The organism is Paenibacillus sp. MMS18-CY102, assembly GCF_009789195.1.
Taxonomy (GTDB): domain Bacteria; phylum Bacillota; class Bacilli; order Paenibacillales; family Paenibacillaceae; genus Paenibacillus_T.
The window spans coordinates 102,600-121,151 of sequence record NZ_WSTC01000007.1; the positions used below are offsets into that span (position 1 = coordinate 102,600).

An 18,552-nucleotide genomic window follows, 5' to 3' on the forward strand; every position below is an offset into this window, starting at 1 on the left:
TCCCTATCACCTATCCAATCTCTCTATTTGGTCACTCGTTATAGTTTAGACCGAAAAAATTGGAATGTAAATGGAAGATCATTGATCTCCTGAATGAAAATAGTTAGCATTGTATGGCGCAATTAATCCGAGCTGATCCGACAGTTCGCTTCGAATGGCCGATTCAATCGTTTCAATCACCCGCTCCGGCGCCATCAAGGTCGTATAGCGCCAGCCGATCTCCTTTTCCCATATTGCGCTCGCCAGCGTATCCAATGGAGTCGTATAGACAGGCTGGAGCTTGCCATACCATTGGGACATGTAAAGCGAAGAACGATAGCGCTGCTCATTCTCCAACTGGTACTGGATATACGCCCACGCAGCTTCCTTGTTCTTGCTCTGCTTCGGTATCGCGTACACCCAACCCGAGAGGACGCCGTACTGGTTAAACGGAAGCCGGGTTACTTGCCACTTGTCCATTAGATCTGGCGTCCACTCGGACAATTGGTCCTTCGCCCATTCTCCGCTGACGAACATGACCAATTCGCCTTGGCGGAGCGCCTCCTGCCCAGCAGTATCCCAGATAGACGCCCCTAGCGGCAGTTGCTCTTGGTAGGAAGCTCTCGCGATCCGCAGCGCATCGATATATTCGCTCGTGTTGCGCACGAAGGAGCCATTCGACCGGAAAAACCCGTTCGCCAATCCATAAATCTCAAAAGGATCAGTCGGCTGCTGCATTGCACGTTTGCCTTTCTTCGCCAGCACCCTGACCATCTGAAGCCAACGTTCAGCACTTTCCATATAGATGCCAAGCTTTTCTGGGTCGCTTGGGAACCCATTCTCCTTCAGCACATCTGCCCGGTAAAAGGTAACGCCCGCGTGCAGCGATCTTGGCATGAATACAAGCTCCGCGCTCCCTAACGAGCTGAACCGCTCCAAGCTAAGGCCAGGAAAGTAACGATTCGCTGCTGCAACTGCATTGTACGGCGGCTGCGACAAATCCTCGAACGTATCAAAATTAATGAGGCCTTTCATCCTGTCATATTCAAACTCTATTAAATCTGGCGGGTTGCTGCTATCCAGCGCATCCAATATTTCATCGACAGAGCCGCTCGACGTGCCTTCCCTTTGCATCTTAACGTTATGGCTTTTCTCGAATGGCTCAAAACCCGCTTCCTCAAAAGTATAGGAGGTTAATAGGTGCAACGTTTGGCCTTCTCCCGTCGCTGCTTGTTTTGCTGATTGGACGGCAGGCCCCTCGCGAAAAACATGCTGCACCGGCGTGCAGCCCTGAATAAGCAACATCACGCTCAGCAGCACAACTCCCGCTCGCATCCCCTTCCCCTTGTTCATCGCCCTTCCCTCCCAAACCACTTGCTTACCTTTTGCGCCGGCAGCGCTTTGCTGTAATAGTACCCTTGCTGCAAGCAGCATCCGGCAGCCTTCAATGCCGCCGCTTCGCCATTCGTTTCGACGCCTTCCGCAACGACAAGCCAATTCCTCGCTTGGGCGAGCAGCATCATCGTATGGATGATCGATAGCTTGTCCGTGTCTTCCTCCAGCCCATGAACGAAAGTCCGATCAATCTTAAAGCCATCGACTGGCATGCGATTCAATAAACCTAACGAGGAATATCCCGTGCCAAAATCATCGATCCACACCTTCACGCCGCGCTGTTTCAGCCGATGTAGCTCAGCTATAACCCGCTCCGGATGCTTCGCGAATACTTCCTCCGTAATCTCGACCTCCAGCAATTCAGGCGGGATGCCCGTTTCCGTCAATAGCTGCTCCAAATAATCCACGATGCCATACAGCTGAATTTGGGTAGGGGACAAATTAATCGCCACCGGAACGGCCGCCTCCCCGTTATTTTGCCATTCCTTGATCTGCCGGCACGCTTCCCTGGCGACCCATTCCCCGATCGGCTTCAGCAATCCACAGCTCTCAGCCATCGGAATGAACAGCCCCGGAGAAACCAGGCCCTGCTCAGGATGTGTCCATCGCAGCAGCGCTTCAAGCGATATAACCCGTTCGCTCTCCCGATCATAGATCGGCATGTAATGAAGCATAAGCTGCTGGCGGTCCACTGCCTTGCGCAGCTCAAATTCAAGCCGCATCCGATGCGACAAGTCAGTTGTTGGCGGGGTAAAGAAGCAGTACCCGTTGCCTCCGATCGCTTTGGAATCATACATGGCGAAATCAGCATTTTTGACAATCGTCTCCGCCTCATAGCCGCTAATAGCTGACGAGCCAATGCCTATGCTTGCCGTCACATATAGCTCCTCTCCACCAATGTGGAATGGATTCTCCAAATCAGCAAGCAGCTCGATCGCCAGCGTACGGGCTTTCTCTTCCTCCGCGATTAGCACGAGCACGAACTCATCGCCCCCTAAGCGGGCCATAAACATATGCGGATCCAAATCCCTTGAGAGCCGCACCGCTACCTGCTCTAGCAGCAAATCGCCGACAGTATGGCCAAGCGTGTCATTAATATGCTTAAACCGGTCCAAATCGACGAACATCACATAAACTTCCTGCCCTTGGCGCTTAGCCTGCCCAACGGCATTTTGCAAATGTTCATTAAAGTGAAGGCGATTCGGCAAGCCAGTCAACGAATCATAGTAAGCCTGCTCTCTTGACTCCATAAACATCGAGCTCAGCTTCTCAGTCACAACGCGAAAATTGCCCACGAGCCAGTTAATTTCCTCCAGCTTGGATTGCGGCCACATCGGCGCCACGCCTTCCTTCACCTTATCCGGAATGCCGCCAGACACCAGGGCAAGCCGGTGAACAGCACGCACCAGAAACCGATGTATAAACAACGCGAACAGCCCAAAAATGACACTAATATATAAACTGCTCACTAGCTGCGCAGCATAGACGCCGTACATCTCATTGCGATACGTATCGAGCGGCAAGCGGACATGCAGAATAAAGCCGTCCATATAAACGGAATAGATATACGACATCTTCGTCCATTGGGCACCTGCCAGTTCTGGCCTTGACGGCTCCGGCGACCAGGTTTGCCCATGCAGCGAACCGTACTCTTGCCGAGCAATAAGGCTATGCCACTGCTTCATCGGAGCAGTCCCATTCGACACATTCAGCAGTTGCCGCCCATCATGCGAAGTTAATATAGCTTCATAAGGAGCAGACGATAGCACGTTTCGTATCAGATTATGTGCGGCCGCCCGCTCAAGGTAACCGTTAAGCCGAAGCCCCCGGCGCTCCGCCTTCGACATCGCTTTGAACCCCAATTCCAGCGTCAAAGCCGACTGGCTCGCCTGACGGCTCAAATCCCGCATCATATTCTGCTTGAAGGTATGTCCGCCGCTAATGAAAAACAGCATGGAGGAGCCTAACATTGCAGCTAATGTAAGATGCAGTAGCGCACGGGAAATTCGCAGCGTAACAACCTGCCCTTGCTTAGCATGGCCGAATAGCATGCCAGCCCGCCCATATACAGCTGCGAATTCAGCCACGAGCGCATTCCCTAGCCCACTGGCCATCACCGCATAGGTGAAAAATAATGTTTCCTGCGTAGGGCGGCCCGCATCAAACTGGATAAACAGCTGCATCGGGATGCCGATACAGAGCCAATAAAGGGCACTAGCGCCGATTAGCCCAAGTCTCGGCCAACGGCTCACTAGCGCCATAGCAATAACGAGTTCACCTGTATGGAGCAAAAAGGCCGAACTAGGCGGCATAAAACATAGGATAGCCCCATGTACAAGCACGAGCATTAACAAGCCTGCCCGCCACCCGAGCAGTTGGGACGTTAACAGGATAAGCGCCGCGCCGCACGAAAAGCCTATCCCGAAAAACAGCTCCACGGGATAGGCGTATGAGAAATAAGCCGCTAGGCCTACTAATATAAATACGATTATTAATCTGCTAATTCGAACAGTTGGGAGTAGATTCGTCATGGTGTCTCCTTCTAGATGCTGAATCCGTGATCTTAGCTGCATTGGCCCGTTTAAGCTGGACGCCCTATATCCTTTTCATCGGCTAAAATAGGGCGCTAATCGAGTGAATTGGATGGATTCTACAGCAATTCTTACACTTTTTCAGGAAGGATATCTAATCCAGCAAATAAAAAAGGAAGGCGCTCGGCGCCTCCCTAACCATATATTCCCTTAGCTATGAAAATGAATTAGGCATAATGCTCGGCAACTAGCGGCCGAACATGAACCGCGCACACCTTGAAGCCCGGCATACGGCAGGTAGGATCAAGCGCTTGGTTCGTCACTTTGTTCACATTTTGCACATCGCCCCAATGCATCGGAACGAAAACCGTATCCTCGCGAATGGTGCGCGTTACCCGGCAGCGAACGACAATTTCGCCGCGGCGGGACGTTAGCGTAACGAGCTGGCCGTCTGTAACGCCAAACCGCCTTGCCGCATTCGGGTGAAGCTCGACGAACGACTCAAAATCGCGCGAAGCGAGTGTATGGCTGCGCCTCGTCTGGACGCCAGTCAAGTAATGGCTAAGAACGCGCCCTGTCGTCAGATAGATCGGATAGGCTTCATCCGTTCGCTCATCCGGGAAGTGATTCTCGACCGGAACAAGCTCCGCCAACCCGTCTGCATGGGCGAATGATTGTTCAAATAGCCGTCCATTGCCAACGTGATCAGTCGACGGGCAAGGCCAGTAGACGCCTTCCTCACGGCGCAGCCGATCATACGTAATGCCGTAGTAATCCGCCACCCCGCCTTTGCTCGCAATGCGCAGCTCTTCGAAAATATCTTCAACATCAGCGTATTCAAAGTACTTGCCCCGTCCTAGCCGCTCTGCAAGATCACATAGAATCCGCCAGTCATGGCGCGCCTCCCCCGGAGCTGGGCGATCGCCTTCCCGCAGCAGCACACGCCCTTCCAAATTCGTCAGCGTGCCTGCGTTCTCGAGATATGACGTTACTGGCAGGATGAGGTCAGCCGAGCGCGCTGTCTCTGACATGAACATGTCAGCCACGACGAGAAACTCCAACCGTTCCATCGCTTCCTCTACGAGGTTCGCATTCGGATTGGATACGACTGGATTCGAGCCCATGACGATAAGCGCCCGAATTTCGCGTTCATGAACTTTTTCCATCATTTCATAGGCAGAGACGCCTTTGCCGGGAAGTTCGCTTGGATCAATGTTCCAAACGCTAGCGATATATTCGCGGTGGGTCTCGTTCTCAATTAAGCGATAGCCCGGCAGTTGGTCAGCCTTCTGCCCGTGCTCGCGCCCGCCTTGGCCGTTGCCCTGTCCCGTTACCGCGCCATAACCGCAACCTGGCTTGCCGATCTTGCCGGTCAACAGGGTTAGGTTTAAGAAATTGCGAACGGCCATAAAGCCATCCGTCTGCTGCTCGACGCCGCGTGCCGTAAATACCATCCCCGTTTCGGCTTTGCCGAAGGCGATTGCTGCCTTACGAATCGATTCTGCCGGAACGCCGGATAGCTCCGCGATCTCCTCAACGGATTGCGTTTCAATATGCGTACGCAGTGCATCATAGCCTTTGGTCCGGGCGCGAACGAATTTCTCGTCTACTAGCCCTTCCTCGATGAGCGTGCGCAGCATGCCATTCGCCAGCGCTGCATCCATGCCCGGTTTCACGCGCAAATGCAGGTCTGCCATCTTCGACGTACCCGTCTCACGCGGGTCAATAACGATAATATAAGAGCCATTTTCTTTGGCTTTCGTAAAATACGGCGTCAGCGTAGGCTGGCACTCCGCAATGTTCGTTCCTGTCAGGATAATGCACTTCGCTAACGGAATGTCAGAGAGCGGATTCGTTAAGCCACGGTCAATTCCGAACGTTTTGTTGCCAGCTGAGGCAGCCGCGGACATACAGAAGCGGCCGTTGTAATCAATATAGCGGGTGCGAAGCGCCACTCGGGCGAATTTCCCTAGCAGATAAGCGGACTCATTCGTCAACGAGCCGCCGCCATACAAGCCAATCGCATCCCTGCCATGCTGGCCTGCGATCGCCTCGATCCGCTCCGCCATCATCGCGTTCGCTTCTTCCCAAGAGATTCGCTCGAACGCGCCGCCCCGTCGAGCCATCGGGTACACAATCCGGTCATCGCTAACGGCGTGTTGGTAAGCGTTCATGCCTTTGACGCATAGACGCCCTTCGGATGCCTTGTTTGGCTTCGCCTCAACCGAATATTGTACAGCAGGCGCGTACTGGCCATAGCCAAACGCCGGCACGCTGCCGCCTAAAGCTGCCGAGGATGCATCAGGCATATACTCGGTCAGCCGCATTTTGCACTGCACGCTGCAAAATGGGCACTGCGTCTCCATGACGAAGGGGCTAGCCGAAGCCCCTTGATTTGCTCCTTGCACGTCTTTTACGGGTTGCGTATTCATCCTCGTCACCTCGCAACAGCCTTCGGCTGCTCTTCGCTATTGGTTATATGATCTATCGTTCCATTCGCTCGTATGGGTCCCACCGCCCGCGCGAGCAACGCTCGGCGGCTTCGCGGATCAAGCAGCCGTTCCCGCACCTGCACGGCACCGGTACGATCTAGCCATTGCCAGAGCGGCTCACCGAAGTAAGCCTCCTCGCTGTACAACTGCAGCAGCGCCGCTACCGTATCCGGCGCTGCCCCCTCCTCCTGCTCGGTGAAGAGCAATTTCGCTTCCTTCACCTCAGGGCTAGCGCTGCCGCCGGCATAAAGCTCCCAACCGCCAGGCACGCCGACAAGGCCAACGTCGCGAATGAGCGTGCCTGCCCGGTGTAGCGGGCTGGCTGAGACGCCTGCGCTAACCGAGGCTGGCAATTGCATCCGTTCCAACCGGCGTTCCAGTGCTGCGCCGAGCGCGACGGAGTCACGAAGCGCGCCGCGCTCATAAGAGGAGCCGCCACAGGTGACGACGGATGCTACTGGCCGGCCATGCGCCGCTTGTGCAACTGGCACGCCGAGCGCTTCTGAAGCGTTCGCTGCCGCTTGTGCGTTCAAGCCGAGCAGCTCAAGCCGGCCATCGCCGTTCATTTTCGCCAACGGCACGCCGTAACGCTCGATGACATCCGCAATCCGCCGCAGCTGCTCCGCCGTCATGACGCCGCCATACAGCCGCGGCTGTATCGCATACGTCCCGTCTGCGAGCACCGGATACGAAGCAGCTGTTTCAGTTGCTGCGAAATCGGGCTCGGCAGCAGTTACGCCGACATAGTACTGAACCGCCGGGCGGCAAATGCCGCAGCCTTCCGGCGTGCGCCAGCCGAGCGCCTTCATCGCGTCCGCAGCGCTTGCATAGCGCCCAACCGCCGTCGCCGCCTTCAACTCTTCCCGCCCAAGCGAAGTACAGCCGCATACCGGCAGCACTTGCTGCTCTTCCTCGTCACCGCTTTCCAGCGTCACTTTCAATAGCGAGGCGACGAGCGGCTTGCATCCGCCGCAAGAGCTTGCTGCGCGCGTGCACTCGCGAACTTGCTCGAACGTATCGAGCCCCTTTTCGCGAATCGTCGCGACGATGGCACCTTTTGTTACACCATTACAGGAACAGATCGTTTCCGTATCCGCTAGCGAGCATATATAATCATCTCCGCTAGCACCGCCTGAGGAGGATGCAGCCTCCGCTTCCAGCACAGATATATCCGCCCGTTGTTTCACATAACCGAGCAGCTTGTTGCCATCCGCACTGTCTCCGAACAATACCGCACCGACAATGCGATTGTTGCGAATGCCGATTTTTCGGTACGTTTTGCGTATGCCGTCGAAGTTCATCATGGACGTGTGAAGCTCAGCATCCTCAATATCGCCGGCCGAGAACACATCCACGCCCGATACCTTCAGCTGTGAATACAGTACAGACCCCGTGTATCCTTCCGTTTCTTCCCCGCATACTGCACGGGCAAGCACCTTCCCTTGCTCATACAATGGAGCGACGAGCCCATACACGATATCGCGATGCTCTGCGCATTCGCCGACCGCATATATATTCGGAACACTCGTTTCCATCCGGTCGTTGACGACGATAGCCCGATTAACTTCGATGCCGCTATCCATTGCCAACCGCACGTTTGGACGAATCCCTACTGCAACTACAACCAGATCAACAGCAAGCTTCGTGCCGTCCGTGAACTGTAGCCCTTCCACTCGTTTCTTGCCCGTAATTCGTTCTGTATTCTTTTCCAGCAAGAACTTCATGCCTTGGCTCTCCAGCTCTCGCTTGAGCATGTCGGCTGCGCGCCTATCTAGCTGGCGATTCATCAGATACCGATAGTTATGAATGACATGAACGTCTTCCATTCCGAGATTCAACAGCCCCCGCGCCGCTTCCAGCCCGAGCAAGCCGCCGCCGATAACCGCCGCGCGCTTGAACGACTTGCCCGCTTCAATCATCGTCTGGCAGTCCTTCATATCGCGGAACGCGGTCACGCCTGGCTTATCGATGCCCGGCAGCGGCAGCATAAACGGCAAAGAGCCCGTTGCAATTATGAGCTTGTCGTACGCAGCCTTCCGGCCTTGATCGGTATAGACCAATTGGCGATCCTTATCAATTCGCGTCACAGTCTCTCCAGTATAGAGCGTGATCCCCCGATCACGGTACCATTGCCAGTCATTGATCGTAATTTCGGACATGGGTGTGTCCCCTTGCAGCACTTTCGACAGCATGATCCGGTTATAGTTTGGGTGCGGCTCGGTGCCGAATATCGTCACGTCGAACGCGTCCGGCTGCAACTGCAATATTTCTTCCACGCAGCGGACGCCCGCCATCCCGTTACCGATGAGGATAAGCTTTTGCTTCGTCATTCCGTCCCCTCCAGGTTCCTATTCGCCGCTCTACTCATTCAAGACAGGTGAAAGGATATGTGACATAGATATATTTCTAATTCAAAAGAAACAAGCATATCAGTTTTTTATGTCAGGTTATATTACACTAACTCTACTGTAACCGACGAGCGCAACACAATCAATAGCGAATAAACAGCAATATGTGTCCTGATTTCAAACGATTTAGCTACATTTTCTCACTTGATGCGACATGTCAGTATACATAACATCAATTTAAGGCGCTTTCATATGCACTCGTTAATCAGAATGGCGCTTCCCGGGTGACATATGTCGTTAAACGACATATGAAACGCAAAATGTCTTTTTTTTATTTTGAATTCACCGTTATTTCCTCGGAAATAGTCGAACGCCCTCATAACCCGTTGCGGCCTGTCAACAATGTGCTCACATGCCCATTTCCGTTATAATGAATTTTACCAACTATCGCATGATCAGGAGGCTAGACGAATCTGATGGACTATGATGAAACCCGTTGCCCGCTATGTGGAGGAGACAACCGTTGCGGACAGCTCATCCCTTCTTCTAATGGCGAAGGATGCTGGTGTATGCGCACTTCCATTCCCTCCGCATTGCTTGCGCTTGTGCCTCCCGAGCTAAAAGGCAAAGCTTGCATATGCCGCAACTGCGTGGAAGAAGCCTTGCAGAAGGAGCTGCAGCGATGAAGTTAGAACGGCTGCTCGCCATCACTATGCTGCTGCTCAATCGCAAACGGATTACAGCCAAAGAGCTGTCTGAGCGATTCGAGGTGTCACTGCGCACGATTTATCGCGACTTGGAGACGCTCAACATGGCAGGCATCCCCGTCGTGTCCTACGCCGGCATGGCTGGCGGCTATGAATTGACGGAGCGTTATGGCATCGAACGGCAGTATTTGTCGCTCGATGAGCTGCAATCGATAATGACGGCGCTTCGCGGCATTCGCACAGCAATGGATGAGACACATGTCGCCGGCCTACTCGATAAAGTAGGTGCGCTGCTGAATCATACGGAACAGCATTATGCACAGCAGCGATCGCGGGAGCTCATTATCGATATTAATCCATGGCATCAGAACGACCCTTCGGAGCCATCTCGCCTTCCGCTCATCCGGCAAGCGGTCCGGGAACAGCGGATTGTCGCCTTTTCCTACACCGATGGCCAAGGGCAGCTATCCCAGCGCAAAGTCGAACTATACAGCGTCGTGCTAAAAGGATACGTCTGGTATGCTTTTGGCTACTGCCGAATGAGAGAGGATTTCCGCACATTCCGATTGACCCGCATCATGGACCTTCGTTTGGATGGCGAACGATTCGAATGGCGGGAAGATGCAGTTGAGCGTGCCAGCAACTTACGGCTGAAGATGCCACATCGGGCTTACGAACCGATTGCGGTTTCGTTCTTATTCTCGCCAGCAGTCCGCCCCCGCGTGTTCGATTATTTCAAGCCTGAGCAAATCACCGTGCGTGACGACGGCTACTTGCTTGTCAACGCACAGCATCCGAATGAGCCGATGCTATACCGTTCCCTGCTGTCGTATGGATCCGATGTGGAGGTGCTGGCTCCCGTAGAGCTGGCGAACCGCTTGCGTGATGAAGCCCTTCGCATGGTGGCCATGTATAACAAATGAGGCTTTGGCTCGCCTGCGAGCCCTTTAGGGCAGGTTTTTCTGCCCTATTCAGGCTTCGGCTCCTAAAAGGAGCCTCTAAACAAAAGAAAAACCCTACGTTTTGAAAACCGTGGGTTTCTCTAAAATGTAAATTTCTCTCAAAACAACATGCGCTACTCCAATAAATCTCTCTCGAATACACAGCTTCCCCTACAGCATGCAGTTTGCATCCCCCGCCTACCTTACCTACCAAATATCCCTCGCCGTCTATGTCAAAATGTCAATCCCAATCCGATTCCCAGCAACATGCGAACGCATTCGCAGGAGCAGCAGCATCCTCTCCGGCCGGCGCCAGCTGCGTTGGTGGCGCCGAAGCAATCCCGAACAAACGAGGGACCGATGTAAACTGGCTCAACGCGGGATTGATGCCGCCTTTGCCCGCTTTCGCGATGGATAGATGAGGCTTCCGCACTTGCACCTGTGCAGCCGAAGCGTGCTTGCTTGCAGAACGATGCTGCGGCTCCCTTGCCGCCGAAACCGTCCCCGTTTCTTGCGGCTTCATTGCGGCAGTTGACGGTTGTTCAGGAGAGGATTCAACGTTCTCGTTCCATTGATAGCTTTCCCCGAAAATGTCCGCAAAATGCTTGCTTTCTTGCCGCCGTACTTTCCGCGCCTCTTTGCGCAGCGGAGCGGTATCATATAATTGTACCTCTTCATTAGATTCTGGCAAAACAGGTGGCACTTCCGTCGGCTTGCCATCCTCGCCTAAAGCTACAAAGGTAAGGAACGATGTCGCGCACACCGTACGGCCACCCGTCAGAAGGTCTTCTGTAACGACCCGCACGAAGATTTCCATGGATGTCCGGTTCGCCCACGTCACGAATGCGGTCAGGCAGACCGAATCGCCTTTGCGCACTGGATTCAAAAAATCGACAGAGTCAGTCGATGCCGTCACGACGGGACGGCGTGCATGCCGCGTCGCCGCAATCGTCGCAACATCATCAATATAGGCCATCAGCTTGCCACCAAAAATCGTGCCGTGATGGTTCGTATCCGGCGGCAATACAAGCGAGCATTTTACCGTGCGCGATGCACCGGCCGGCTTCGCTTCCATCGTCGGCCGGGATTGTTGTTCGTTTCTTACTTGTTTTAGTGCATTCATCTTTCATCACCCTTATTATTGATCTTACTTACTATAGGCCTGTTGAAGGTATAGATAAAATACATTTTTCGAATCGTTTTCATTCCATTTGTCTATACTTAAAATCGAACAATCCCTGCAATCCGCGCCAGCGCTGGATTAAACCACTATCATAAATTCAGCCAATGCTCGCGATCTGCCCGCCAGGAAAAAGAAGGAGTACATCGCTCATGGACATTCGCCATCTTACTTATTTTATCGCCGTTGCGCAGCACCGCAGCTTTACTGTCGCATCCCGCCACTTGAACGTGACACAGCCCACCTTATCGAAAATGGTTCGGCTGTTGGAGGAGGAGCTGGGCGCAACGCTGCTGGACCGCTCCGGCAAAACGATCCGGCTTACCGATGCCGGCGAAACGATTTTGCGCTCCGCACAGCAAGTTACCAAAGCAATGGACGATATGGCCGCCCAGCTAGACGACCTGATCGAACTCAAGAGCGGCACGATCCGAATCGGCATTCCGCCGATGATCGGGGGACGCTTCTTCCCATCGGCTATTGAGCAATTCAGCACGCGTTACCCAAATGTTCAGCTCCATCTCGTGGAGCAAGGCGGACGCCGCAACGAGCTTGATATCGACAGCGGCGATCTGGATATCGGCATCGTGCTGCTGCCCGTGGAAGGTGCAGCACGGTTTCATCTTCACCCCTTGCTGGAGGAGAAGCTCATGCTGCTCGTCCACCTTGGCCACCCGCTCGCAAACCGGACGAATTTAAAGCTATCAGAGCTGCGGGACGAGCCATTCGTGCTGTTCCGCGAAGACTTCACGCTTCGCCACCTCGTCGTCGAGCATTGCCGGACGGAAGGCTTCGAACCTCGCGTCGTATTCGAAAGCTCCCAATGGGACTTCATGACCGAGATGGTCGCAGCTAAGCTCGGCATCACCCTTTTGCCAGAATCGGTATGTCGCTCGCTCGACCAATCCCGATTTTCAGCTATCGAGCTTGATGAACCTAGAATGGTCTGGCAGCTTGCCATGGTATGGAGCAAAGAACGCTACCTTTCCTATGCGGCCCGCACGTGGATTCGTTTTATACAAGAGGAGTTAGGCAAACTCCCTGTTATCGCAGCCCCACCTACCCTCTAGAACGCGTCTGGTATCCAGTTGCCTTCGTGCCCGCTCCCCTCATTCCGTTGTGTGCACCACTCGCCGTTCACCTGGACACGAGCTCTAAAAAATTCCCATCCGCCGCCACCCGATAATGCTGCTCGCCTTGCTCGTTATACAGAATGAATCGGCGAGCAGCATCGTCATAAGAGACACCCTTGGCCGCATGAAGCGCTTCGCCTACACTCGCAGAGATAAGTTTGCCTCCCCACCGCTGGATAAGCACAACATCCAGCGGCATCCCCTCTTGATACAGCAGCTCATTCATGCCATCCCCATTCCAATCCGCTACCCTTGCTGGCGCGTTCAGAAATAATAGCGGCACAGGCATGCCATCCTTCACTTCAATATAATGCTCGACGGCGCAGTTCGCGCCGCAATAGCCCGCTAAGCAGATGTACGGCTGGCCGAACAACGCAACGGAACTAGCCTCGACTTGGCTCTCGTACGCTTCTCCGCCAATCGTTCCGATGCGGTAGACGGCACCGTCACGCTCCAGCCCGATCCATCGCTCCTCCGGATCGGCTGCTTTTGGCTGCGAAAAGATGATGAACGTGTAGCCCCTACCGCGAACCACCCCGCCACTATGATTACAATCACCAGCACAGCCGCCATATCCCCTGCTCTCTTCATCCTTGTTTCGCACGCCCCATTCCCATCTCATCTGGCGATATAGACGCGCTGGCGGCGGGAAGGTTGCACCGCAATAAGAGGCATAGTTCGCGAATTGGCACATACGATTACTCCGAATGCATGTGAAGGAGAAAATCAGAAACCCCCTATGAAGGAGGCCGTCCAATGCGCCCGCCAGATCCCAACGTGACTAACATTCGCCGTAAAGGCACTAGCCCTTGGAAAATCATTTTGAGCATCATCGGCATTCTGATCCTGATCATTATCGGCTTTAATAGCTATGCTACCGTCCAATACGGGCATGTCGGCCTGTACAAAACTTTCGGCAAGCTGAACAGCAACGTGCTCGAACCCGGCATCCACCTGAAAGCCCCATTCTTCCAGTCCGTTATTCAAGTGAACACACAAGTCGCCAAAGCCGAAACCGACTCCTCTGCCTCGTCGATGGATTTGCAGCCGGTGTCCACCCACGTGGCCGTCAACTACTCCGTCGAAAAATCAGCAGCGTTCACCCTCATGAACAATGTCGGCGGCAACTACGACAACATCATCATTAATCCGGCTGTCCAAGAAATCGTCAAGGAAGTGACCGCCCGTTATCCGGCAGAGGACCTCATCGCCAAGCGCGACATCGTTGCGAACGAAATCAGCGACCATTTGACCGCACGTCTAGCCAAATATAATTTAATCGTCAAAGAAATTAACATCGTAAATTTCAAATTCAGCGACGCATTTAACCAGTCCATCGAAGCGAAGCAGGTCGCCCAGCAGCAAGCGCTGAAAGCCGAAAACGACCTCAAGCGCATACAGATCGAAGCCAAACAGACTATCGCCCAAGCGCAGGCTGAAGCCGAATCGCTCAAGCTGAAGAAGCTAGAGGTCACAGCGGAGTTGGTGCAATACAAGCAGATCGAGGTACAGGAGAAAGCGTTGGAAAAATGGGACGGCCACCTGCCGAACGTCACGGGCGGCGCCACCCCGTTCATTGATTTGAGCGCGTTCATCGGCCCCGGCACGAAGCAAGTGGCGACAGCGCCTGCGGCAGCGGAGGAGGGAGCGCAGCGGTGAGGGCAAGGAGTTAAGGCTGAGAGGGACGAAGCCCCGCAAGTCGGATACTCCAAGGAGTGTCGCTTGCGGGGCTTGTGGTTTTATCACAGTTATATTATTTATACTAATAGTTTTGGAGCAAGTGAAGCCCACAATCTATTTGTTATTAGTGCAGTAACGCAACTGTTGTGGATCAATACTTTGGCCAATCAGGTTTTAATTCACACTCTGCGTGGGAGCGTCATCTTCCCACTCCCACCCCGTCAGATCGTTGCCCATGTTTCAATCCACGCTCCCGCATGGGGAGCGACGCAGCGGCGTCACAGGTAAGGCGTGGGTCGATTGGTTTCAATCCACGCTCCCGCATGGGGAGCGACACCCGTTCGCCGTCGTGACCACATATTGACTGTAGTTTCAATCCACGCTCCCGCATGGGGAGCGACATATTTGATCCGTATATTGTTATATCCTGCATGTGGTTTCAATCCACGCTCCCGCATGGGGAGCGACGCGGGATGCGTCAATGTCTACCACATAACTCGAAGTTTCAATCCACGCTCCCGCATGGGGAGCGACACCTGCTTGGCGACACCTCGGAATAGATGGAACTCTGTTTCAATCCACGCTCCCGCATGGGGAGCGACAGCACCCTCTCCAACCCCCTATTAAATCAAGGTTTTCAGAGTAAAATTCGCGAACCTCGCATTAACCTCTTCAAACGCCCGTCGATTTCCTCTTCAACTCCTAACAAACCCAATAACGGCGGGCTGCGCGAACCTCCTAGGAGAATCATGTGAGCTCCAGGTTCGCAAAACCAGTATACCAATTATTTGGGATTTAAAACACCCAAACAAACAGCTCTCTCATCCCAAATAGAGTGAAGTATCTCCGTATCAAGAAATCTATACGGGTTGCTTTTCGTAATAGAAACAAAGAAACGAAAACACAAGACATACAGCATCGAAACAAAGAAATACGCGATTGAAAGGTGAGTGTAAGGAATTACGAAGGATTGGGTTTCCAAGATACTAGACATCGCGGATATCGATCTTTTTGAAAAAGAGTGGATGCGCCGTCTCAAGTAAACAGGAGACTTCGTTCTTACAAATACTCGGGGAAAAGAAAGAGTGCGTTAATGAGGACAGCTATATCAAACGGCATGATTTGGAGATCACTATTCTAAAAAAGTCGCAGGCCATTATGAAAGAGGCTCTTCTTACATTAGCAGATAAAGCACTCTATCCACAGTAATTCGATTAATCGAGAAAACACAAAGACACATTGACCGTCAACGTGCTTAAAAAGTTAAAAAGCTGACACCTGTACGTTACCAGAATCAGCTTACAAAATAGTTTTTTATCGTCCCTTAATAAAGGTCGCAGCGAACGCCGCCAGGCGGTTCTTTATTATTATGAACGTGGCAAACTTCGCTAATACTGAACAAATTCGCTTAAAACTCTTCCTGCTCTATTTTCCGCCAACGAGCATTCCGTCCCTTTGTAATAGCCATTATCAAACCTTTCTTAGACATACGGTCAAGCACCTGTCGAATCGTAGGCCCTGTAATGCCGGGACAACGATCAATTAATTCCGCTAAGCTAAAGTCCCCCATCAGATGTTGAATGACTGTTTCAACTTGCCGGGATTTCCATCCTTTTGTTCGATCTAACCCACCCATACGCTGCTCGAAACGCCGATGTGCCTCAATAAGGGTAGTTAAAAAATATTCAACCCATGGACGGACATCATTAGTTTCCTCATGCCAGCCTACAGACGATTTTTGCAACGCAGCATAATACTGGTCTTTTGTATCCTCGATGCATTTTTCCAAACTTACGTAACGACCTACTTCATAACCCGCTTGATACAGAAGCAATAGAGTTAAGAGTCGGGCCATGCGTCCATTACCATCAGAAAAAGGATGAATAGAAAGAAAATCTAACACAAATATAGCTACCAGCAGAAGTTCAGGGTAAATCCCTTCTTCTCTTCTCTTACGAAAGCCTAACACAAGATTATGCATCGCCTCATTGGTTTCAAAGGCCGACACTGGCTTAAAACGGATAATCTTCTCTCCAGTTGGCAACTCTTCCGTAATATCATTGTCACTCATTTTATACTTCCCGCCACTACCAGTTGCATACTGCAATAAGTACCGGTGCATTTGTAAAATAATATTCGATATTATTGGCATATGATCAGAGGACCCGTGTATCGTTTTCAGAACATCTCGATAGCCTGCAATCTCCGATTCTGACCTATCCGCCGGCTCTACATGACCGTTCACAATATCAGTTAATCTTTTGCTAGTTACTACGATTTTTTCAATGCGGTTAGATGATTCTATACTTTGAATAACCGCCACATTTCTCATGGCTGTTAATATTTCTGATGACTGCTGAAAGTACAATGCCTGCTTTCCTTTAAATTCTGCGACACGCTGCAGCATGTTCATCGTTGTCGGTCCCCACAGCACATCTTTTAACCGATCTGATGAAAAAATCAATCTCACAAATACACCCCCTCCAAAAACATATATATACAACACACTGCAAAAAATATCTATATATAACGTGCCTATTTATATAAGAGCGGCTGATACAAACCTACTTCTTAACCCGTAATACATACGTATTGCAAAGCATTATGAGAATCAAGGACTGCCCTATCAACAATTTCCATTTTATGGATATTAGCGTTACTCTCGGCTTCGATGTAAGGATGTTTTATGGTTTCGATCCACACTCCCGTATGGGGAGTGACCAATTAATAAGGACCAATTCTATGCTGCCTTTGAGTTTCAATCCACACTCCCGCACGGGGAGTGACAGGGGCGAATTCGGAATTCAAGTAGTTACTGGTAAGTTTCAATCCACACTCCCGCATGGGGAGTGACCGCTTGTAGAAAGGCAATGCTTCGTATTCCGACAAGTTTCAATCCACACTCCCGCACGGGGAGTGACACGAATTGGACTTTTTTTCCTTTATGTTCAATCAGGTTTCAATCCACACTCCCGCACTGGGAGTGACTTGTAAGCCCCAGTGACACATCATTTGTACCCATGTTTCAATCCACACTCCCGCACTGAGAGTGACTTATTAATAAAATGCAGTGAGAAAAACTGCGAGATGTTTCAATCCACACTCCCGCACGGGGAGTGACTTGTGCGCGTTTTTGTTTTACCAACTTAATAGAGTTTCAATCCACACTCCCGCACGGGGAGTGACGGATGCGGGCATGAGCATGCGCATCGTGGCGCAATGTTTCAATCCACACTCCCGCACGGGGAGTGACAGACCTTGTATTGTGTTGTCCATGATGCGAGGAGTTTCAATCCACACTCCCGCACGGGGAGTGACATTGACGACTTTGTGGTGGATTATATTCGCGTCATGTTTCAATCCACACTCCCGCACGGGGAGTGACTCAGCATCGTCATAGTTTCCCTTTTCCTTGTACCGGTTTCAATCCACACTCCCGCACGGGGAGTGACCCGCTAGTCGATTCGACTAACGGGCGATGGAGGTTTCAATCCACACTCCCGCACGGGGAGTGACGTTAAAGGATGCCGAGCTGGATCGGATAAAAGCGGAGTTTCAATCCACACTCCCGCACGGGGAGTGACTTCTCACGGATAATGGTTATATCAGCAATTCGAGTTTCAATCTACACTCCCGCACGGGGAGTGACTAGAGTTACGCCTTTCCATTTGGACGCATTAGAGGTTTCAATCCACACTCCCGCACGGGGAGTGACAGGGCAATTATGATTCCGTCAAGGAGATCGATCGTCATGTTTCAATCCACACTCCCGCACGGGGAGTGACCCGAGTAAATTGTCCTATCTCTCCTATCGAGATGTTTCAATCCACACTCCCGCACGGGGAGTGACTCGCGCTTATCGTGACTTGCGGTCAGGTGATGCGGTTTCAATCCACACTCCCGCACGGGGAGTGACAAATTATCAAATGCTTCCCGCCGTTGCTGGTGCAGTTTCAATCCACACTCCCGCACGGGGAGTGACAAGTCCTCGGTGTCGATTATCGAATCTATCGCGAAGTTTCAATCCACACTCCCGCACGGGGAGTGACTCATCATCCAACGTTCAGCTGGCAATGTCGAAAATGTTTCAATCCACACTCCCGCACGGGGAGTGACGGAGACGTATGTCAAGACAAACCCATCGACACGGTGTTTCAATCCACACT

At 52.3% G+C, this 18,552-nt stretch carries 10 protein-coding genes, 1 pseudogene and 2 CRISPR repeat arrays (1 of these 13 cut by a window edge); of the genes and pseudogenes, 4 read left to right on the plus strand and 7 right to left on the minus strand.

From position 1 onward, the window contains the following. Positions 1–78: 78 nt before the first annotated feature. From GON22_RS07070 to nirB, 4 genes are all read right to left on the minus strand, one after another. On the minus strand, positions 79–1,332 hold the full coding sequence (locus tag GON22_RS07070) for an ABC transporter substrate-binding protein (RefSeq protein ID WP_160395409.1): 1,254 nt from the start codon (positions 1,330–1,332) through the stop codon (positions 79–81). Beyond that, positions 1,329–3,905 (minus strand): putative bifunctional diguanylate cyclase/phosphodiesterase, encoded by a 2,577-nt coding sequence (locus GON22_RS07075; protein ID WP_160395410.1) that lies wholly within the window; start codon positions 3,903–3,905, stop codon positions 1,329–1,331. The genes GON22_RS07070 and GON22_RS07075 overlap by 4 nt, the downstream gene beginning before the upstream one ends. A gap of 227 nt (positions 3,906–4,132) precedes the next feature. Next, entirely contained in the window at positions 4,133–6,337 is a 2,205-nt protein-coding gene (nasC, locus tag GON22_RS07080) for an assimilatory nitrate reductase catalytic subunit NasC (protein ID WP_442954360.1), read from the minus strand. A gap of 5 nt (positions 6,338–6,342) precedes the next feature. Then, a complete protein-coding gene (gene nirB, locus GON22_RS07085) occupies positions 6,343–8,727 on the minus strand; it encodes a nitrite reductase large subunit NirB (RefSeq protein WP_160395411.1) in 2,385 nt (794 codons plus the stop codon). Positions 8,728–9,221: 494 nt separating this feature from the next. On the opposite strand from nirB, the gene GON22_RS07090 reads away from it, so the two are divergent. Continuing rightward, positions 9,222–9,431, plus strand: a complete 210-nt coding sequence (locus GON22_RS07090; protein WP_160395412.1) for a cysteine-rich CWC family protein — start codon at positions 9,222–9,224, stop codon at positions 9,429–9,431. After that, entirely contained in the window at positions 9,428–10,375 is a 948-nt protein-coding gene (locus tag GON22_RS07095) for a helix-turn-helix transcriptional regulator (protein ID WP_160395413.1), read from the plus strand. The genes GON22_RS07090 and GON22_RS07095 overlap by 4 nt, the downstream gene beginning before the upstream one ends. A 586-nt stretch (positions 10,376–10,961) precedes the next feature. On the opposite strand, the pseudogene GON22_RS07100 reads toward GON22_RS07095, so the two are convergent. Continuing rightward, positions 10,962–11,468, minus strand: a pseudogene (locus GON22_RS07100) (acyl-CoA thioesterase); the annotation flags it as partial. A 257-nt stretch (positions 11,469–11,725) separates the two neighbouring features. Here GON22_RS07100 and GON22_RS07105 point away from each other — a divergent pair. Then, positions 11,726–12,643: a LysR family transcriptional regulator gene (locus tag GON22_RS07105; protein ID WP_160395414.1), complete on the plus strand. Its 918-nt coding sequence runs from the start codon at positions 11,726–11,728 to the stop codon at positions 12,641–12,643. Between the two features lie 67 nt (positions 12,644–12,710). Here GON22_RS07105 and GON22_RS07110 read toward each other — a convergent pair whose 3' ends face one another. Further along, on the minus strand, positions 12,711–13,400 hold the full coding sequence (locus tag GON22_RS07110; RefSeq protein ID WP_160395415.1) for a hypothetical protein: 690 nt from the start codon (positions 13,398–13,400) through the stop codon (positions 12,711–12,713). Positions 13,401–13,462: 62 nt separating this feature from the next. On the opposite strand from GON22_RS07110, the gene GON22_RS07115 reads away from it, so the two are divergent. Next, positions 13,463–14,365 carry a prohibitin family protein gene (locus tag GON22_RS07115; RefSeq protein WP_160395416.1) on the plus strand — a complete coding sequence of 301 codons (903 nt, stop codon included), beginning with the start codon at positions 13,463–13,465 and terminating at the stop codon, positions 14,363–14,365. 258 nt (positions 14,366–14,623) lie between these two features. Continuing rightward, a CRISPR array of direct repeats spans positions 14,624–14,988; the repeat unit is 32 nt; unit sequence GTTTCAATCCACGCTCCCGCATGGGGAGCGAC. A gap of 806 nt (positions 14,989–15,794) precedes the next feature. Here GON22_RS07115 and GON22_RS07120 read toward each other — a convergent pair. Then, a complete protein-coding gene (locus GON22_RS07120; protein WP_202113126.1) occupies positions 15,795–16,856 on the minus strand; it encodes a Fic family protein in 1,062 nt (353 codons plus the stop codon). Between the two features lie 219 nt (positions 16,857–17,075). Next, positions 17,076–18,552: direct repeats of the CRISPR family, unit length 32 nt; unit sequence GTTTCAATCCACACTCCCGCACGGGGAGTGAC (it continues 1,889 nt past the right edge of the window).